This is a genomic window from Bradyrhizobium sp. B124 (assembly GCF_038967635.1).
GTDB lineage: Bacteria > Pseudomonadota > Alphaproteobacteria > Rhizobiales > Xanthobacteraceae > Bradyrhizobium.
The window spans coordinates 6,164,102-6,182,974 of sequence record NZ_CP152413.1 but is presented as its reverse complement, the minus strand read 5'-3'; the positions used below and the strand labels follow the sequence as shown (position 1 = coordinate 6,182,974).

The 18,873-nt window shown below is 65.3% G+C and carries 20 protein-coding genes; 9 read left to right on the top strand and 11 right to left on the bottom strand.

Annotated features, from left to right (window positions below; all coding sequences use genetic code 11):
• Positions 1 to 31 precede the first annotated feature (31 nt).
• Positions 32 to 658: a cyclic nucleotide-binding domain-containing protein gene (locus AAFG13_RS29355; protein WP_342708987.1), complete on the top strand. Its 627-nt coding sequence runs from the start codon at positions 32 to 34 to the stop codon at positions 656 to 658.
• 364 nt (positions 659 to 1,022) lie between these two features.
• Positions 1,023 to 1,295, top strand: a complete 273-nt coding sequence (locus tag AAFG13_RS29350; protein WP_212311814.1) for a hypothetical protein — start codon at positions 1,023 to 1,025, stop codon at positions 1,293 to 1,295.
• Between the two features lie 10 nt (positions 1,296 to 1,305).
• On the opposite strand, the gene AAFG13_RS29345 is transcribed toward AAFG13_RS29350, so the two are convergent.
• The 10 genes from AAFG13_RS29345 to AAFG13_RS29300 all read right to left on the bottom strand — a co-directional run bounded on the left by AAFG13_RS29345 (position 1,306) and on the right by AAFG13_RS29300 (position 10,269).
• Positions 1,306 to 2,340: an ATP-grasp domain-containing protein gene (locus tag AAFG13_RS29345; RefSeq protein WP_171947882.1), complete on the bottom strand. Its 1,035-nt coding sequence runs from the start codon at positions 2,338 to 2,340 to the stop codon at positions 1,306 to 1,308.
• Entirely contained in the window at positions 2,337 to 3,320 is a 984-nt protein-coding gene (locus AAFG13_RS29340) for a putative zinc-binding metallopeptidase (RefSeq protein WP_342708986.1), read from the bottom strand. The genes AAFG13_RS29345 and AAFG13_RS29340 overlap by 4 nt, the downstream gene beginning before the upstream one ends.
• Positions 3,321 to 3,487: 167 nt before the next feature.
• Positions 3,488 to 3,865, bottom strand: coding sequence for a hypothetical protein (locus tag AAFG13_RS29335; protein WP_342708985.1), 378 nt, complete (start codon positions 3,863 to 3,865; stop codon positions 3,488 to 3,490).
• A 70-nt stretch (positions 3,866 to 3,935) separates the two neighbouring features.
• Positions 3,936 to 5,219 (bottom strand): sigma-70 family RNA polymerase sigma factor, encoded by a 1,284-nt coding sequence (locus AAFG13_RS29330; RefSeq protein WP_342708984.1) that lies wholly within the window; start codon positions 5,217 to 5,219, stop codon positions 3,936 to 3,938.
• Positions 5,220 to 5,306: 87 nt separating this feature from the next.
• Positions 5,307 to 5,702 carry a YciI family protein gene (locus AAFG13_RS29325; RefSeq protein ID WP_097670979.1) on the bottom strand — a complete coding sequence of 132 codons (396 nt, stop codon included), beginning with the start codon at positions 5,700 to 5,702 and terminating at the stop codon, positions 5,307 to 5,309.
• Positions 5,703 to 5,953: 251 nt separating this feature from the next.
• A complete protein-coding gene (locus tag AAFG13_RS29320) occupies positions 5,954 to 6,649 on the bottom strand; it encodes an AprI/Inh family metalloprotease inhibitor (protein ID WP_212311820.1) in 696 nt (231 codons plus the stop codon).
• The gene (locus AAFG13_RS29315) at positions 6,649 to 7,632 is read right to left on the bottom strand and encodes a 2-hydroxyacid dehydrogenase (RefSeq protein WP_212311821.1); all 984 of its coding nucleotides are present in this window, start codon (positions 7,630 to 7,632) and stop codon (positions 6,649 to 6,651) included. The genes AAFG13_RS29320 and AAFG13_RS29315 overlap by 1 nt, the downstream gene beginning before the upstream one ends.
• Positions 7,632 to 8,420 carry an ABC transporter permease subunit gene (locus tag AAFG13_RS29310; RefSeq protein WP_212311822.1) on the bottom strand — a complete coding sequence of 263 codons (789 nt, stop codon included), beginning with the start codon at positions 8,418 to 8,420 and terminating at the stop codon, positions 7,632 to 7,634. The genes AAFG13_RS29315 and AAFG13_RS29310 overlap by 1 nt, the downstream gene beginning before the upstream one ends.
• Positions 8,417 to 9,220 carry an ABC transporter ATP-binding protein gene (locus AAFG13_RS29305; protein ID WP_212311823.1) on the bottom strand — a complete coding sequence of 268 codons (804 nt, stop codon included), beginning with the start codon at positions 9,218 to 9,220 and terminating at the stop codon, positions 8,417 to 8,419. The genes AAFG13_RS29310 and AAFG13_RS29305 overlap by 4 nt, the downstream gene beginning before the upstream one ends.
• A gap of 17 nt (positions 9,221 to 9,237) precedes the next feature.
• Complete coding sequence (locus AAFG13_RS29300) at positions 9,238 to 10,269, bottom strand: ABC transporter substrate-binding protein (protein ID WP_212311824.1); 1,032 nt, start codon at positions 10,267 to 10,269, stop codon at positions 9,238 to 9,240.
• A 146-nt stretch (positions 10,270 to 10,415) separates the two neighbouring features.
• Here AAFG13_RS29300 and AAFG13_RS29295 point away from each other — a divergent pair, with 146 nt between their 5' ends.
• Together AAFG13_RS29295 and AAFG13_RS29290 are read left to right on the top strand one after the other, a co-directional pair.
• The gene (locus AAFG13_RS29295; RefSeq protein WP_342708983.1) at positions 10,416 to 11,222 is read left to right on the top strand and encodes a creatininase family protein; all 807 of its coding nucleotides are present in this window, start codon (positions 10,416 to 10,418) and stop codon (positions 11,220 to 11,222) included.
• A gap of 147 nt (positions 11,223 to 11,369) precedes the next feature.
• Positions 11,370 to 11,633 (top strand): hypothetical protein, encoded by a 264-nt coding sequence (locus AAFG13_RS29290; RefSeq protein ID WP_212311826.1) that lies wholly within the window; start codon positions 11,370 to 11,372, stop codon positions 11,631 to 11,633.
• A gap of 117 nt (positions 11,634 to 11,750) precedes the next feature.
• Here AAFG13_RS29290 and AAFG13_RS29285 read toward each other — a convergent pair whose 3' ends face one another.
• Positions 11,751 to 12,020, bottom strand: a complete 270-nt coding sequence (locus AAFG13_RS29285; RefSeq protein ID WP_212311827.1) for a metal-sensing transcriptional repressor — start codon at positions 12,018 to 12,020, stop codon at positions 11,751 to 11,753.
• Between the two features lie 337 nt (positions 12,021 to 12,357).
• Between AAFG13_RS29285 and AAFG13_RS29280 the strand changes: the two genes are divergently transcribed.
• From AAFG13_RS29280 to AAFG13_RS29260, 5 genes are all read left to right on the top strand, one after another.
• Complete coding sequence (locus AAFG13_RS29280; RefSeq protein WP_342708982.1) at positions 12,358 to 12,642, top strand: hypothetical protein; 285 nt, start codon at positions 12,358 to 12,360, stop codon at positions 12,640 to 12,642.
• A 173-nt stretch (positions 12,643 to 12,815) separates the two neighbouring features.
• Entirely contained in the window at positions 12,816 to 14,459 is a 1,644-nt protein-coding gene (locus AAFG13_RS29275; RefSeq protein WP_342708981.1) for an NRAMP family divalent metal transporter, read from the top strand.
• Positions 14,456 to 14,695, top strand: a complete 240-nt coding sequence (locus tag AAFG13_RS29270; protein WP_212311830.1) for a hypothetical protein — start codon at positions 14,456 to 14,458, stop codon at positions 14,693 to 14,695. Before AAFG13_RS29275 ends, AAFG13_RS29270 begins: the two co-directional genes overlap by 4 nt.
• A gap of 307 nt (positions 14,696 to 15,002) precedes the next feature.
• Positions 15,003 to 16,997 carry a carbohydrate porin gene (locus AAFG13_RS29265; RefSeq protein WP_342708980.1) on the top strand — a complete coding sequence of 665 codons (1,995 nt, stop codon included), beginning with the start codon at positions 15,003 to 15,005 and terminating at the stop codon, positions 16,995 to 16,997.
• Between the two features lie 315 nt (positions 16,998 to 17,312).
• Positions 17,313 to 18,788, top strand: a complete 1,476-nt coding sequence (locus tag AAFG13_RS29260; RefSeq protein WP_342708979.1) for an FAD-dependent monooxygenase — start codon at positions 17,313 to 17,315, stop codon at positions 18,786 to 18,788.
• The last annotated feature ends 85 nt before the right edge of the window (positions 18,789 to 18,873 follow it).

Here is an 18,873-nt window from a genome sequence, read left to right as displayed (position 1 = left end):
TCTTGCAATTCATTTCCGACGAGGCGCTGTCATGACGCTGATCGATGGCTTGGGTTACCTGGTGTCGGCTCTTGTGTTGCTGACGTTCTGCATGAGCACGATGTTGAGCCTGCGCACCGTCGCGATATTCAGCAATCTGGCATTCATCAGCTATGGATTGGGCGACCGGATCTACCCGGTGCTCATCCTGCACATCATTCTGCTGCCGCTGAACGTGGTGTTGCTGTTCCAGATGGTTCGGCTGCTTCGCAAGGCCAGGCGCGCTGCCGCGACGGACCTTTCTCCGAACTGGCTGCAACCGTTCATGCACACGAAGCACGTCAGGGCTGGAGAAACGATTTTCAGGAAAGGCGACGACGCCGACCTGCTCTACATGGTCGTATCGGGCGACGTCAGGTTTCCCGAGATCGATCGTGGGGTCTCGGCAGGCGAATTGTTCGGGGAGATCGGACTGTTCTCCCTCGAACGGCGCCGCACGCAGACGGCCATGGCAGCAACCGATGTGGATTTGCTGTGGATCAGCGACGGCGCACTGCGGAAGCTGTGCGAACGCAATCCGGGGTTGTCGCTGTATTTCCTCCGGCTAACGGCGACCCGGATGACGGAAAACGCCGCCCGCGCAATCGGGGTTGCCGCGGCAACACCCAATCCGGCGTAAAGCGCCGGGGCACTGCGTCGGTTGCCGGTGCTACGGCGCGGACGACGCCGCAAGGCTCGGCAGCGGCGCGAACTGCATCTCCGCGACGGCCGAGCCGGCGTAAGCACTGGCGATCAGGATCATGACTCGAATGGCGACGAACATGGTGCCTCCTCAGTCTTCTTGTTGGTCTCTTGATGCCAGAGACTTCTTTCCCGCCGGTGAGGAAAGCTGGTTGCCGCAACCTTGAAGGCGTTGGTAAGCGAGCCGTTTACGCAAGCCCGTTCATGAGTTGGGAACCGTATCGGCCGATCGGCCGGCGCGCTAAACGCGCGGTTCACCGTGACCGGGCATTGTTCGCCTCAATCAAGAAGGCGCAATCACAATGCCGATTTTCAAGACGATCCTTGTTGTCGTATCGATTTTTCTTGCCGTTTTGTACGTCTACGATGCCTGCCGCAGCGACGGCTTGCTCAGGGCGACTGCCGTGAGCGACGTGATTGCACGGCGCTGGCCGGAACCGGATGCGTTTCGTCCGGAGGCGGCACCCGCTCCCACAGCCACTGCCGCCGCGACGCCGGCGGCGCGCGTTAGGGAAACGTTTGCGATGTTCATCCCCAGGGACGCGCGACGCCACGCGCTGCAGCGCAGCCTCTAACCGCTTCGTTTCAGCCCAGGGATACGCCGGCCTTGGCGCGGCTGATCCCGAGCGCCACAATGCGATTCAACAGAACCGGGTAGTCCAGTCCGTCATGCCCGGCGGCTGTCGCGAACTCCTGGCTCTTGGCGATTTCGGGATTGGGATTGGCTTCAATGAAATACGGAACGCCGTTGGTGGACAGGCGGAAGTCGATGCGCGCGTAGCCGTCGAGCCCCAAGGTCCGGTAGATCCGCTTCGCCAGCCGTTGAATATGCGCTGATAGTTCCGGCGTAAGGTCCTCCGCCGGCCCGTCCGCAATTCCGATGCGCTCCTGGTAGCTGGTATCGTGCTTGACCTTCTCGGTGGCGATCTGGCGTGCGGCGGGGCCGCCCATGCTGCCGAACTTCAATTCCCAAACCGGCAGGACCCGCAGCCTGTTGTTGCCGATCACGCCGACATAGAGCTCGCGTCCCTCGATGAACTGCTCGGCGATCGCGGCCGTTCCGATCCGCTCATGGATGAAGGCGACTCGCTCCGCGAGCTTCTCGTCGGTATCGACGATCGACGCCTGCGAGATACCGAGCGATCCATCGCTGCTCAGGCTCTTGACGATCAGCGGCAGCGCTAGCCGCGGCGGCCGCTTGACCTTGCGGCGCATCGGGAACACGGCGAAGGCCGGCACCGGGATGCGGCGGTGATGCACCAGCGTCTTGGACAGATCCTTGCCGCGCGCCAGGATCAGGCCGCGCGGATTGCACCCGGTATAGGGGATCTTCATCAGCTCGAGATAGCTCGCGATGTGCTGGTCATACACGACGTCGTAGTGAAACTCCTCCAGCAGCGTGAACACCACGTGCGGCTTGAAGCCCTCGATCTCGTCGCGCACCGGCTTGATTTCCTCCTGCACGCCGAGCGGACGCACTTCATGGCCGGCCGCGCGCAGGGTACTCACCACGTCGTATTCGGTTTTCCACTCGTTGATTTCCCGCGCCGAGTATCCGTCGCTGGAGTCCGGCGGCACACAGTCCGGGTGCATCAGCACCAGAATGCGAAAGTGTTTCATAGCGCGATCCATTTGCGGCGCGACGGGCCGAACAGCGCGTGCATGGTCTTGGCTGTCAGCAGGATGGTGAAATTGGTCACCAGCTTCTGCTCGGGGCCGACGGCACGCAGATTGAGCTCGCGGCAGCGCAAGATCATGTCATCGAGCACGGCATCGAGCGTCAACTGGTTCTCGCCCGTCCACCGCGCGACCAGCTGCCTGATCTGGGCGCGGTGCCGCCTGATGAAGGACGCAGCCGGCGGATGCCGGTGATGCCGCGGATCGGCAGAGAACAGCCTGGACAGATCGCGGTCGTAGGTCTTCGGCGGCGTGAAGGCGTAGAACGCCTGCTTCTTCTTGTAGTGCTCGCCGAGCGTCTGCTTCAGCGTATGCAGCGGATCGACCCGCTCGCGCGTCGTCAGCAGCGGCCGCTCGCCGGCGATCTCGCCCATCAGCTCGTCGACATATTCGAGCTTCTTCAGCGCCGGCCAGCCGGCATAGCGCGTCCGCCAGTTCGAGCGCGGCCGCAGCCACACCGCGAAGGTCTCGGCGAAATCCTCGTCCGGATGGCTCTGCGCGTACCAGAGCCTGAGATGCTGGACATAATTGCGGCTGGCCGGATTGGGCCGGTAGTAGCGCGGATAGTGTTGCGACGATGGACCGAACAGCTGCTGCCAGCGCCGGCGGCGCTGCAGCTGGTAGCCGTGCTGGATGGCGTGCCCCGCCTCGTGGCGGAGAATGGCCATGCACTCGGACCACGAGGCGCCCTCGACGTCGAGCATCATCTTCTTCTCGAGCTTCATCAGGCGCGGATGGGCGAGATAGAACGGAATGGCGATGCCGGGCACATCGGCCGGGCTAAACCATTCGCTCGAGATCCATGCGTGCGGCCGCAGCCGTATCCCCCGCTCTTCGAGCTCTTCGTAGAGCGTGCTGACACAATCCGCGAGCCAGGTGCCTTCGACCGCAACCCTCAGACTGCTGAGGCGTTGCTCGAGCAACTGTGCATCCGTGAGCTTCTCCCAGGTATATTTGCGACGCGGCATAGGGTCCCAAAAACCATGACAATTCAGAATTTTGAATGTTGTCATAGATAGGTTGGGGCTGGCAACAACCGCCGGGCCTTCGTGGTGGGCCCGGACCTCGTGTCAACCTGCCGCGCCGGGCGCTAAGGCTTGACCCAGCGCTGCACGGCAGCAGTGGTGTCGGCTGGGTTGGTGTTGAAGCAGATGGCGGCACCAGGCGCGAGCCGGTGCACCAGATTGAGGATCGTCTCGAACAGCAGCAGCCGCTCCGGCGGCTCGCGCAACCCGGCACCGATCACGACGCAATCGTAGCGGCGCGCGCTGAGGGCCGCCGCCGTCACCGCTTCGGCCGTATCGCCGAGGTCGATGAGACAGCTTTCGACATCGTAGCCAAGCATCCGCAGGCCCTCGATCTGCGCGTCGATGTAGCTTCGCACGAGCTCGGGCGTGAATTGCGGCATGACGGACAGATCGACGAAGGTGGGGTCGAGCCCGATCGCCAGCACGGATCGTTTCGTCATGGTCGCGGTTCCCTGACGCATTGCGATTCGGCGAACATGCCGGCGCTTTGCGTCGAAATCGCGAAGCCATTCAACGGCCGTCGTGATCCTGCGCGGCGCGTGCCGCGACCGCGGCGCGCCGCTTGAGCAACTCGCGCTCGCGCGCGTTGCCGGCCAATGCGGCGGCGGCCTCGAACGCGGTGTGTGCCTCCGCGAAGCGGCTCAGCCGGTGCAGCAGATCGCCGCGCACGCTCGGCAGCAGATGATAGGCTTTCAGCGCCGGCTCGTCCGCGAGACCGTCGACGATCGCAAGCGCCGCCAGCGGCCCTTCGGCCATGCCGATCGCGACCGCACGGTTGAGTTCGATCACCGGCGAATCCAGCAGCGCGGCGAGGTCGCCGTAGAGCGCGGCGATGCGGCGCCAGTCCGTCGCGTCAGGCGTATCGGCCTCGGCGTGGCAGGCGGCGATCGCGGCCTGCAGCGCGTAGAAGCCGCCGGCGCCGCCGAGCTCGCGGGCACGCGCCAGCGCCAGTTGCCCGCGGCGGATCTGCAGGCGGTCCCACAGCGCGCGGTTCTGGTCCATCAACAGGATCGGCTCGCCGGCCGCATCGGTGCGCGCCGCCATCCGCGAGCCGTTGAACTCCATCAGCGCCAGCAGGCCGTGCGCCTCCGGCTCGTGCGGCGCGATCGAAGTCAGCACGCGGCCGATGCGCAGCGCCTCGTTGCAGAGCTGCGGCCGCAGCCATTCGTCGCCGCTCGCCGCGGTATAGCCCTCGTTGAAGATCAGGTAGGCGACCTCGAGCACCGAGGCGAGCCGCTCCGACAGCGCCTCGCCACGCGGCGTCTCGTAGGCAAGACCTGACTCCGACAGCGTGCGCTTGGCGCGCACGATACGCTGGGCGATGGTCGCCTCCGCCTGCAGGAAGGCGCGCGCGATCTCCTCGGTGGTGAGACCGCAGATCATCCGAAGCGCCAGCGCGGCGCGGGCCTCGCGCGACAGCAGCGGATGGCAGGCGGTGAAGATCAGCCTCAGCAGTTCGTCGCCGATGTCGTCGTCGAGCGCGGAATCGAAATCGGGCATGGTCTCCTGCTCCCGCACCAGATCATGCGCCAGCATGCCGTGCTTTTCGGTTCGCATGCGGTTGCGCCTGATATGATCGAGCGCACGCCGCTTGGCGGTCGCCATCAGCCACGCACCCGGCTTCTCCGGCACGCCACCGAGCGGCCAGTGCTCGAACGCCGCGATCAGCGCTTCCTGCGTCAGGTCCTCGGCAAGCGGCACATCGCGCAGCATCCGCGACAGGCTGGTGATCAGCCGCGGCTGCTCGATGCGCCACACCGCAAGGATCGTCGCCTGGATGTCGGCGGCCGTCATCGCCGCCGACCTGGGTTGCCGTCTGGACGCGCTTTCCTCACGCGAACCGGAGGCCGCCTCGCGTGAACGCGCCCTGTCCGCGGCGCATCAGGCGATGGCGGACACATCGACCTGGCAGGCGCCGTCGACGCCCGGGGTGGCGAAGGGGCGCACCTCGCAGGTGCCGTCCCAACCGGGCATATGCTCCTTGTGCAGCTGCATGAACTCCACCGCGGCGGCCACCGCCTCTTCCTTGTTGCGGAGCTCGAAGATCGCGTAGCCGCCGATCATCTCCTTGGCCTCGACGAACGGCCCGTCGATGACGTTGAGCTTGCCGTCGGTGATGCGGACCTGGGCACCCATCGCCACCGGCAGCAACCCGCCGGTGTCGATCATGCGGCCGGCCTTGATCTCCCGCTCGGCGAGCTTGCCCATCGCCTCCATCAGGGCCGGCGTCGGCGGGCGCGGGGGCTGGGCGGAGGTGACGATATACATGAACCGCATCGGAAAACTCCTGTTGGGCGAGAAGCGACGGTCATCGCCGCAAAACCGGCTCGCTATGGGGAACGACGATCCGGGGCATGCCGGATCGACAAGGAAAAGGGAATTATTTTTGGAGGTGCCGGCGAGAAGCAGATCGTACCGCCCCATCGTAGCCCGGGTGAGCGGAGCGATACCCGGGGACAGACCTTACGAGAAGTCCCGCATGTCGCTTGCGTTCATGCGGGCTACGACAGGGGGCGGAACGCCGTCTCTCACTGCTCCCGCAGCATGATCAGCGGGTCGGCGCTGTCGGGGACGCGGCGCCACTGGGCGTTGTCGTCGGCCTCGAACTGCCAGGTCTCGCCCTTGGGCGACATCAGGATCATCTGGCCGTGGTCGAGCCGCCACAGCGTCGGGTTGAAGGCTGCGACCGCGGGATCGCATTTGCCTTTCAGGAACAGCTGGAAATTGTCGTTGCCGGCGTCGGTGTTGGTCAGCACCAGGGCGCAGATCGCCTGGCCGTTGCCGCGGACCATCGACCAGTCGCCGATCATCTGGTCCATCGACTTGGCGAGCGCGCGGGCAGCGGCGAGGTTTTGCAGGATGTAGACGCCCTCATTGGTGCGCATGCCCTCGAAGATGCCGGTCTCGACCTCGGTGAAATCGATCACGGCGTCGCCGGCCGCATTCTGCAGCCGCACGATGTCGCCGAGGCCCTTGATGCTCCAGCCCGTGATGTCCTTGGTGAAAGGCAGCGCGGCGGCGCAGGCCGGCTCGAGCTCGAGCTTGAAACCTTGCGGCGTCGCATCGCTCTTCAGCGTCACGACGCAGGTCTTGCTGCGCTCGGTGGTGGCGAGCTCCCACTGCCCGATCATGTCCTTCTTCAACGTCGAGGCGTCCTGCGCGGCGGCCGGACCGCACGCGGCCAGCAGCATAAGCAGCACGACGCTGAAGCGGGACAATGACATCAGCGGCCCTTCACCGGCGTTTCCGCAACCGGCGTCAGCGGCGGCTTGCCGGCGAACCAGTTCGTGATGTTGTCGACCACGAGCTGGTCCATCGCATTGCGCGTCACCACCGAGGCCGAGCCGATATGCGGCAGCAGCACGACGTTCTGCATCGCCTTCAATTCGTCCGGCACGTTCGGCTCGGCTGCGAACACGTCGAGACCGGCGGCCAGGATGGTGCCGGATTTCAGCGCCGCGACCAGCGCCGGCTCGTCGACCACCGAGCCGCGCGCGACATTGATCAGCACGCCGCGCGGGCCGAGCGCCTTCAGGACGTCGGCGTTGATCATCTTCGCCGTCGAGGCGCCGCCCGGCACGATGACGATCAGGGTATCGACCGCCTTCGCCATCTCGATCAGATCGGGATAGTGCTTGTAGGCGACGTCCTTGGACGGATTGCGCGAGTGATAGGACACCGGCACGCGCGAGGCCTCGAGCCTGCGCCCGATCGCCTGGCCGATCCGGCCCATGCCGACGATGCCGATCTTGCGGTCGCGCAAGGAGCCAACGCTGAGCGGATAGTTCTGGGTCTGCCACAGGCCGGAACGTACATAGCGGTCGGCCTTGACGAATTCGCGCAGCGTCGCGATCAACAGGCCCATCGCGACGTCGGCGACCTCCTCGGTCAGCACGTCGGGCGTATTGGTGACCACGATATTGTGATCCCGCGCATAGGCGGAATCGACGTGGTCGTAGCCGACGCCGAAGCTGCCGACGATCTCGAGCTTTGGAAACATCGCCATCGCGGTCTTGTCGGTCGCCATCGTGTGATAGGTGACGGCGATGCCGCGGATCTTGGCCATGGTGTCGGGAGTCAGGCGCTCGAGGTCGCCGCGGCTCTCGGCCCGGTGCAGCACGTATTGATCGGAGAAGCCGTTTTCGAGGATTGGCCGGATCGGTCCATAGATCAGGAGATCGATCTTTTCGGAAGAAATCGGGGCCATCAATTGTCCTTTCCTAACGCGCTTTCATGCCAACGCCGCAACAGAAGGTGCGAAACTAACGCCAGCACCCCATAGATGACAATCCCGGCCAGCGATAGCAGCAGAAGTGCTGCGAACATGCGGGGAATATTCAGCCGGTAGCCCGATTCAGCGATCCGGAAGGCAAGGCCCGAGCCGGCGCCGGCGCTGCCCGCCGCGATCTCCGCGACCACAGCGCCGATCAGCGACAGACCGCCGGCAATGCGCAGGCCGCCGAGGATATAGGGCAGCGCCGCGGGCAGCTTCAGCAACAGCAGCGTCTGCAGCCGTGATGCGCCATAAAGTTGAAACAATCCGGCGAGGTTGCGATCGACCGAGTTGAGGCCGAGCGTGGTGTTCGACAGTACCGGAAAGAACGCCACGATCCACGCGCAGACGATCACGGCGGTCTGCTGCTGCAGATAGATCAGGAGCAGCGGCGCGATCGCGATCACAGGCGTGACCTGCAGCACCACCGCGTAAGGGAACAGGGAATATTCCAGCCATTTCGACTGGTTGAACAGCAGCGCCAGCACGACGCCGCCGATCGCGGCGGCGGCGAAGCCTTCGAGCGTGGTCAGCAATGTGACGCCGAGCGATTGCGACAGCACCGGCCAGTCCGCAACCAGCGTCTTCAGCACCAATAGCGGGCTCGGCAGCACATAGGGCTGGATGCCATAGCCGCGGACGATCGCTTCCCAGAGCACAAGGCCCGCGGCGAACACCGCAAGCGGAAGCAGAAAGCGGACGAGATCCTGTGGAGACTTCATGCGCCCGCCTGCCCTGCATAAGACGGCGCCAGCGCGGCCGAGATCTCGCGGCAGAACGCGGCATATTCGGCCGAGGTGCGGAACTCCTCGCCGCGCGGCTCGGGCGAGGTGATGCGAAACTCGGCGCCGATCCGGCCCGGGCGCGCCGTCATCACGATCACGCGCTGCGAGAGATAGGCCGACTCGAACACCGAGTGCGTCACGAAAATGACGGTCTTGTGCAAATTGCGCCACAGCGACAGCAGGTCGTTGTTGAGGCGAAAGCGCGTGATCTCGTCGAGCGCCGCGAACGGCTCGTCCATCAGCAGGATATCGGGATCGGTGACCAGCGCGCGCGCCAGCGACACCCGCATCTTCATGCCGCCGGACAATTCGCGCGGATAGGCGGTCGCGAACTCCGCCAGCCCGACCTGATCGAGCGCCGCATCGATGCGCGCATCGGCGTCAGTCGCCGGCGCGCGGGCGAGCTTCAGCGGCAGGCGGACATTGTCGCGCACATTGGCCCACGGCATCAGCGTCGGCTCCTGAAACACAAAGCCTACTCTGTGGCTGCCGCGCTGCTCGGCGCCTTGATGTGAGAGCTCGACCGTGCCGGCGCTTGGGGTGGCAAGCCCCGCAATGAGGCGCAGCGCGGTGGACTTGCCGCAACCGGAGGGCCCGAGCAGCGAGACGAACTCGCCGCGTCTCACGTCGAGGTCCAGCGGCCCGAGCGCCATCACCCCGCTGTCATAGGTCTTGGTGACGCCGCGCAGGCGCACCGCCCATCCGGCATCAGGTCCAGACAACGCAGGCTCCGCCATCGCGCGTCCGCACCCCGTCAGTTCTTCGGCCTGAGCTCGACGCCGACCGCCTTGTTGACGAAGCGCAGCGTGTAGCCCTGGCGATAGTCGATGGTGCTCTTGACCACACCGGCGCGCACCATCTTATCGAAGAAGCTCGCCATCCGCTCGTCGGTCATGGCGCCGATGCCGTTCTTGATGGAGTCACCGGAATCGACGATGCCGTGTTCGCGCATCTTGGCGACGCAATAGGCCAGCAGCTCGTCGTTCATCTCGGGATTGAGCTTCTTGATCATCGCATTGCCGGCCGAGTTGTCGCCGTAGACGTAAGTGTACCAGCCGACAACGGAAGCATCGACGAAGCGCTGCACCAGATCCGGCTTCTTGTCGACAAGGTCGCGGCGGGTCTCGATCAGGGTCGAATAGGAGTTGAAGCCGTAGTCTGCGAGCAGGAGCACGTTCGGCTTGAAGCCGGCGGTCTTCTCCACCGCAAAGGGCTCCGAGGTGACATATCCCTGCATCGCGGTCTGCTTGTTCACGATGAAGGGCTGCGGGTTGAAGGTGTAGGGCTTCACCTTGTTCTCGTCGAAGCCGTATTCGGATTTCAGCCACTGGAAGTAGCTGGTGATGCCTTCCTTCGAGATCAAAAGCGTCAGCGGCTTCAGGTCCTCGATCTTGCTGACCTTGACCTCAGGATGGGTCAGGAAGACCTGCGGGTCCTTCTGGAACATCGCCGCGACAGCGACCAGCGGCACGTTGTTGGTGACGGCGTCGAAGGTCTGCAGCGAGTTCGCGCTCATGAAGAAGTCGAGCTTGCCCGCGATCAAGAGCATGCGGTTGTTCTCGTTGGGACCGCCGGGCACGATTGACACGTCGAGGCCGTATTTCTTGTAGGTGCCGTCGGCGAGCGCCTGGAAGAACCCGCCATGCTCGCCCTCGGCGACCCAGTTAGTGCCGAACGAGACCTTGTCCAGAGTCTGCGCCCGCGCCGGGAGGAGGCCCGCGGAAACGCCGAGGGTGGCGGCCAGAAGGGCCGTGGTTAACGCTCGCGGCAAAAAGGCCGGGATCATGGTTGGACTCCGTCGATCATTATGGCCCATGATGGAAGGCGGGAAGAGGTGGACCGCGCCCGGAGACGCGAACGCCTCACCGATGTTAAACAAACTAGCCTGCAAATCCATCCCATGAAACGCTTGTATTGAAACGACCGGCTTTGATGACTTCTCAGCTTCCGCCCCGTGACTGGACCGCCATCCACTGGCCCGACCTCGCCAAGGGTGCGGCCGCGCGCTGGATCGCGGTGCTGCCGCTGGCCGCGACCGAGCAGCACGGGCCGCATCTGCCGCTCGGAACCGACGTCATGATCGGTGAGGCGTATCTGGCACGGGTTCGGGAGCTGCTGCCGGCGGCCATACCGGCGACGTTCCTGCCCCTGCAGCCGGTCGGCATCTCCACCGAGCACATCGATTTTCCGGGCACGCTGACCCTCCCGACCAAGGTGGCGCTGAACAGCTGGATGGCGCTCGGCGAGAGCGTGGCGCGCGCCGGCGTCAGGAAGCTCGTGATGGTGACGAGCCATGGCGGCAATTCCGCCGCGATGCAGCTCGTGGCGCAGGACCTGCACGCGCAACACAAGATGCTGGTGGTGACCACGAGCTGGTCGCGCTTCGGCACGCCGGACGGGCTGTTCGATGCCGACGAATTGCGCCACGGCATCCATGGCGGCGCGGTCGAGACCTCGATCATGCTGGCGAAGTATCCGCAACATGTGCGCAAGGATGCGATCGCGGACTTCAAGCCGGCGAGCGTACAGATCGAGAAGGACCATCGCTTGCTGTCGACCCAGCGGCCAGCGCCGTTCGCCTGGCAGGCGCAGGACCTCAATCCGAGCGGCGCGATCGGCGATGCGACCAAGGCCTCGGCCGCGAAGGGCGAGCAGCTGCTCGAGCACGGCGCGCGTGCGTTCTGCGAGCTGCTGGCCGACGTCGACAGGTTCGATCTGGGCGTATTTCGGGGCGACTGACCGGGAATTCCTTCGTCCTGGCGGAGGCGACGAAACAATCCACGAAACCATATTTCCGGCACGGCCTTCGAACCGGAACCGAAAAGCCTCCGTCCAACGGGCATGCGGACCATACCGGCGCCGCGCTCAAACAGGATGGAGTATCCCATGTCGATCAAGACCAAGTTTGCCGCCCTCGCCCTCACTACGCTCGCCGTGACCGGCACCATCGCGTCCACGACGTCGCAGGCCAACGCTAAGCCGTATGGCTGGGGCTGGGGCGTCGGCGCGGGCCTCGTCGGCGCCGCCATCGTCGGCAGCGCGATCGCGGCCAGTGACGGCTATTACGACGGCGGCTATCGGCGCTGCGCCTGGGTCCGCCAGTTCGACGCCTACGGCAACTACATCGGCCGCGTGCGCTCCTGCTACTGATCGACGGGATTTTTGAAGGCTGCGGATCCTGCGTTCGGCACGGGTCCTCATCCACCCCGTGTCGCACACGACCCGTCCGGTGATCCCCCCGGGCGGGTCGATTCTTGAAGGCGGCGATCACAGATATTTTGCGATCAGTCGGAAGTCGCGCAGCACGTTGCGGCCCTTCGGGCCCGATACCTTTAGCGTCTCCTCCAGGCTGTGGCCGATGTGATCGTGGATCAGCGCCTTCTTGGCGCTCTCGATCGCACTCTCCACCGCCTGCAATTGCTGGGCGATCTGCGCACAGGGCCGGCCCTGTTCGATCATCTCGACGATGGTCTCGAGATGGCCGTTGGCGCGCTTCAGGCGCCGGGCAATCGCTGCGTGCGGATGGTCGTCTGGCATGCGGTTCTCCTATCGTCCCTGGAGGATAATCATGATCCTCCCCGGAGGATAGCAGAATCGGCTTGACAGGCCATTGTGGCAGGCGTAGTGCCCGATCGTCGGAACATGCGTTCCGCACCGGGGTCTGACCCCGGACATCAACCCGACCACGAGCCAACACAGAAGGCACATGGGCAGTAGCAACTCAGGCGACAGTAGACCGCTGACGGGACTATTGACGCCGCAACACAGCAAGACTGATCGCGCAGATTTCGCCTGCGTGGATGGGTGGTCACGCCTCACGTAACCGCCTGCTCCTCACCGGCCTGCCGCGAGACAGCGGAAGTGGAGGTGAGCGATGTTCGAAAAGCTCGCAAAATTCCGGCCGTTTGAGCCGCGGCAGATCCCGCCGCGGGCGGCCACCTATTCCAATGACAACCTGCCGGGTTTTCGCCGCCCGCCGGATCGCCGGCGTCCAACCCCGGCCTGTCATTGGATCCTGATCGACGGCCAACTGGAATGCCGGTGGACCGTCGACGACACCAGCGGTGATTTCGATCATCAGCGGCGCGCGGGCCGGCATCTTGGCCCGCGCGCGACAACTGCGCGTCACGCCGCGGCAAAGCCGCGGCGGTGCGCTTAGGAGGCCAATATGGACGAAGGACCTAGTCGTCCCGTTGCGCGCCATTGCGGCGCGGCAGCGGGACCCTCGACCTGCATCACATCCGGAAATGCCGCTGCTCACGGTAGCGGAGACGTGCGCGCCTGACGGTCCGCGTCCCTTGCCGTGCCCGAAGGGCGGCGAGGAGACGCGATATGACCGAAACCAAGTCCACCCAAACCGCCATTCTCGACACCGCGCATGCCGGCGACATCCGCGGCGCGCTCGGCAGCATCGCGCGGGACGACACCGGGCCGCGCGCGACCTTGCTGGCCCGGTTGAAGACCCTGCTGGCGATCGTCGGCCCCGGCCTGATCGTGATGGTCGGCGACAACGATGCCGGCGCATTCGGCACCTATACCCAGGCCGGTCAGAATTACGGCACCACGCTGCTGTGGACGCTGCTGCTTTTGATTCCCGTGCTCTACGTCAACCAGGAGATGGTGGTACGGCTTGGCGCCGTGACCGGCGTCGGCCATGCGCGGCTGATCTTCGAGCGCTTCGGCAAGTTCTGGGGCGCCTTCAGCGTCATCGACCTGCTGGTGCTGAACGCGCTGACCATCGTCACCGAGTTCATCGGCATCACATTCGCGCTTCATTTTCTCGGCGTCTCGCAGTTCTGGGGCGTGCTGGCCTCGGCTGTTATCGTGATGCTGGCGGTCTCGACCGGGGACTTCCGCCGTTTCGAACGCTTCGGCATCGTGCTGGTCGCAGGCAGCCTGCTGCTGGTGCCCGTCATCCTGATGGTGCATCCGCCGATCGGGCAGATCGCAGCTGATTTCTTCGTGCCGAAGATGCCGCAAGACGCCAAGCTCAGCGAGGTGATGCTTTTGATCGTCGCCATCGTCGGCACCACGGTGGCGCCGTGGCAATTGTTCTTCCAGCAGAGCTACATCGTCGACAAGCGGATCACCCCGCGCTTCATCCGCTATGAGCGGACGGATCTGTGCATCGGCATCGTGCTGGTCGTGGTCGGCGCCGTGGCGATGATCTCGTTCTGCGCCGAAGTGTTCGCCGGAAAGCCCGAATTCGGCAATTACACCGACGCGCTGGGGACCGCGGTCGGACTCGAGAAATATGCCGGCCGGCTGCCGGCGGTGCTGTTTGCCCTCGCACTGCTGGATGCCTGCATCATCGGCGCGGCCGCGGTCTCCCTCTCGACTGCCTATGCGATCGGTGACGTGTTCGCGGTCAAGCACTCGCTGCACCGCAAGCCGTGGGATGCGAAGGGCTTCTACGGCGTCTATTGCGGGCTGATCGTGCTCGCCGCCGTGCTGGTGCTGACGCCGGGCACGCCGCTCGGACTGCTCACCAACGCGGTGCAGACGCTGGCCGGCGTGCTGCTGCCGAGCGCGACCGTGTTCCTGCTCTTGCTGTGCAACGACCGCCACATCCTCGGGCCGTGGGTCAACTCTGTCAGGCTGAACCTGTTCACCGGCGCGGTGGTGGCGGGCCTCGTGATGCTGTCGGTGATCCTGACCGCCGCGGTGCTGTTCCCGGATCTCAGCGAGCAATGGATCATCGGCATCCTGGTCGGCGGCAGCCTGCTTGCGCTCGCAGTCACCGCGGCGGTCAAGCTGTACGAGATGCTGTCGCACGGTCGCGCGTCCTCCCGTTTCACGCACAAGCCGCCGCTGTTCGACCGCGACACCTGGCGGATGCCGCCGCTCGACCGGCTGCCGCCGGCACGGCTCAGCCCGCTGAGCCGGATCTGGATGCTGGTGCTGCGCGGCTATCTGGTCATCGCCGCCGGGCTCGTGCTGCTGCGGATCGTCCAGCTCGCCACGGTGGGGGCGTGACGAGACTCGGCCGCGGCCGACGATGGGGCGCGATCGTGTTGTTCAGGCTGGCAAGCGCCATCCTGCGCGGCGCCACCGCGCTCTATCGGCGGCGTGTGATTTCAGGCGCCGACCTGCGGACGGCGCTGTCGATGGCGCGATGCGTCGAACGGGCCGGCGCGAGGGTCGTGCTGGGCAGCACCTCACAGCCGGCATTCATCAAGACAAGGGACGAAGACAATGGTGGCCTCGATTGAACGGTCGGTTCTCGACCGATTTGCCACAGATGTGCGGGCGATCGCAGCGGATGAGGCCCACGGCCTCGGGGTGTTACGCGACTGTCATAGTGGCGTGCAAATCGGAGAGGTATCCGTCGCGCCTCAGTTGCTATTGCGAATTACTTGCAACAAGTCGCTGAGGATGCTAGGTGCTGATCTGGCTTTGGATGGGACGACACGGATCGGACCGGGGACGGCGGGCGATGAATTCAAATCTCGGGTGGCAAGTGGCCGCCAAATCTGCAATGCCGGGCAAAACCGCCAACCGTTCGCGGAAAGCCGCGTCATGACCTGCGTCCGTCTCTTCCGGGTTCGGATCGCCGCCGGCGCAGCGCTCGGTGCGGCAGCATTCGGCACGCCGGCGTCTGCGGCCGACCTGCCCGTCAAGTCCCCCGCCGCCAAGGCGGTCTACAGCTGGACCGGCTTCTATGTCGGCGGCCATGTCGGCTATGGCGACGGCACGCTGGGTCCGGGCACCAATCCGATCCTGGAACAGGGCGTGTTCTTCCCGCCCACGATCACCGGCGGGATCGGCGGCTTCCAGGCCGGATACAACAAGGAATTCGCCAACCGCTTCGTGCTCGGCATCGAGGCGGATGCGACCTTCACCGGCCCGACCGACCAGCCGCGGCGCGTGCCGGGGCCCTTCAATTCGTCGATCGACTATGTCGGCACGCTGCGCGGCCGCGCCGGTTACAGCTTCGGCACCTGGATGCCCTATGTGACCGGCGGCTTCGCCTGGGGACACACCGAGGTCAGGGTCAATGATGCCGGTGGCAATGTGATCTCGCAGCCCGGCCAGTACCAGACCGGCTGGACCGTCGGCGCCGGTGCCGAATTCGCGGTGAGCGGCAATTGGACGGCCAAGGTCGAATACGACTACATCGACCTGTCGCGCCGCACGCTCGGTCTCAACGATTTCGGCATGCCCGGCGTCAGCATCGACCCGCGCATTCACCTCCTGAAGTTCGGCCTGAACTACCAGCTCGGCGATTCGCCCTGGTCGGCGACGCCGACCCGGACCGCGCTGCCTGAGTCCAGCGACTGGAGCGTGCACGGACAGACGACGCTGCTCGGTCAGGGCTATCCGTCGTTCCGCGCGCCCTATACCGGCACCAACAGCCTTCCGGGCCCGGGGCAAATGCAACAGACCTGGACCACGACGGCATTCCTCGGCGTGCGGCTCTGGGAAGGCGGCGAGTTCTATTTCAATCCGGAGACGGCGCAGGGCTTCGGCCTCAACGGCACGCTCGGCCTCGCCGGCTTCTCGAACGGCGAGGCGCAGAAGGCCGGCGCCGCGTTCCCGAAGATCCGGCCGCAGCGCTACTACTTCAAGCAGACCTTCGGCTTCGGCGGCGAGCAGGAAGACGTCCCCGACGGCCCCAACCAGATCGCGGGCAAGCGCGACATCGACCGCCTCACGATCATCGTCGGCCGCTTTGCGGTGGGCGATTTCTTCGACGGCAATTCCTACGCCAAGGACCCACGCGCCGACTTCATGAACTGGGCGATGTGGGCCTCCGCCGCCTACGACTTCCCGGCCGATCTGCCAGGGTACACCCGCGGCGCCGTGGTCGAGCTCAACCGCAAGGATTGGGCGGTGCGCGCCGGCGTGTTCCAGGTGCCCAATGCACCGAACAGCGACGTGCTGATCTCCAACGCCAACAATGGCGGCGCGGTGGTGGAATTCGAAGGCCGCTACTCGATCTTCGATCAACCCGGCAAGCTGCGCGTCGGCGTGTTCGGCAATCGCGGCAACACCGGCAACTATCGCCAGGCGCTCGCGATCGAGGACGCCAACCCCGGGCTCGACATCAACGACGTGATGGCCGGTATCCGCAAGGACAACACCAAATACGGCTTCTACCTGAACGGCGAGCAGCAGATCGCAACCGATGTCGGCCTGTTCGGCCGCCTGAGCTGGAACGACGGCCGGAACGAGATCCTGTCGTTCACCGACGTCGACCGCAGCGTCTCCGGCGGCGTGTCGATCAAGGGCAGCTATTGGGGCCGGGCGAACGACACGATCGGCATCGGCGGCGCGGTCAACGGACTGTCGTCAGCCCATCGCGACTACCTCGCCGCCGGCGGCCTCGGCCTTTTGATCGGCGACGGCGCGCTCAACTACAGTCCGGAGCGGATCTTCGAGACCTACTATGCCTATCAGGTGAACAAGAGCCTGACGCTGACCGCGGACTATCAGTTCATCACCAACCCCGCCTACAACACCGATCGCGGCCCGGTGCACATCTTCTCCGGCCGCATCCACGGCGAGTTTTGAGAGATCACGTAGCCCGGATGCAGCGCAGCGCAATCCGGGATCTGCTCTCTCGTCGATAGACCGGCCCCCGGATTTCGCTTCACTGCATCCAGGCTACGAAGCCTCACCGTCATTGCGAGCGCCGCGAAGCAATCCATAGCTCCGGGCACGCAGAAGCATGGATTGCTTCGTCGCTTCGCTCCTCGCAATGACGGCTGAATTGGTTCGGGCAACAAAAGCCCTCTCCCCACTCAAATATATGTAGACCCCCCGGGCTTGCCGCAAGCCCGGGGTCATCCCGTAGAACGCGCGCCCAATCGAACGGAGGAGTGCGCGATGCGGGAACATGCTGTGGTGATTGCCGGCGGAGGACCGACCGGGCTGACGCTGGCGTGCGAGTTGGCGCTGGCCGGCGTTGACGTTGCGATTGTCGAGCGGCGCGAGAATCCGGACCTGATCGGCGCGCGGGCAGGCGGTCTGCACGCGCGCACCATCGAGGTGCTCGATCAGCGCGGCGTCGGCGACCGCTTCGTCGCGCTGGGGACGCGCCATCCGGCCGTGCTGTTCCACTCCCATCTGGTTCCGCTCGAGATCGGCGACTTCCCGACCCGGCGCAATTTCACGCTGGGGCTGCGGCAGAACCATATCGAGCGCGTGCTCGGCGAATGGGCCGAACAACTGGCGGTGCCGATCGATCGCGGGCGCGACGTGACCGGCTTCACGCAGGACGACGATGGCGTCGATGTCGCGCTGTCGGATGGCCAGTTGCTCCGCGCACGGTATCTGGTCGGCTGCGACGGCGGCCGCAGCATCGTCCGCAAGGCGGCCGGCATCGAATTCGCCGGATGGGATCCGACCAGGAGCTGGCTGATCGCCGAGGCCGAGATATCGGACGAGCCGGAATGGGGCTTTCGCCACGACGACGCCGGCATCTATGCCATCGGCAAGGTGGAAGACGGTGAACGGGTGCGGCTCGTGCTGACCGAGCGGCAACTCGGCACCGACAGGGAGCCGACCCTGGGTGACGTCAGCGAGAGGCTGGTCGCCGTGTACGGCACCGATTTCGGCATCCATAGCCCGGTCTGGATATCACGCTTCACCGACATGACCCGGCAGGCCGTGACCTATCGCAAGCAGCGCGTGCTGCTGGCCGGCGATGCCGCCCATGTGCATCCGCCGATGGGCGGTCAGGGCCTCAATATCGGCGTGCAGGACGCGGTGAACCTGGGTTGGAAGCTCGCCCAGGTGGTCAAGCTGACATCGCCGGACGGCCTGCTCGACAGCTATCAGGCCGAACGGCATCCGGTCGCGGCACGCGTGCTGCGCAACACCATGGCGCATGTCGCGCTCAGCCGGACCGACCCGCGCAGCAAGGCGCTGCACGAGATCGTCTCCGAACTGCTGCGCATGGACGAGCCGCGCCGAAAATTCGCCGCGATGATGTCCGGCCTGGACCTGCACTACGATCTCGGCGATGGCCATCCGCTGCTCGGACGCCGCATGCCCGATCTCGATCTGGTGACGACCAACGGCCCGCTGCGGGTCTTCGCGCTGCTGCACCAGGCGCGGCCGGCGCTGCTCAACTTTGGCGAGCCCGGCAGCCTCGACATCGCGGGATGGGGAGATCGGGTTCAGCTGGTCGACGCCGATTACGCCGGCGCGTGGGAGCTTCCCGCCCTCGGAACGGTTCCGGCACCCGGCGCGGTGCTGGTCCGGCCCGACGGCTACGTGGCGTGGGTCGGAGACCGGAGTCAGTTGCGCCTCGCCGAGGCGCTGACCAAATGGTTCGGCGTGCCTGGCGGTATATCGTGAGTGTAGCCCGGATGGAGCGAAGCGTAATCCGGGATCGGTCGATCCGCAGAGAGAGCGGCCCCGGATTTCGCTACGCTCCATCCGG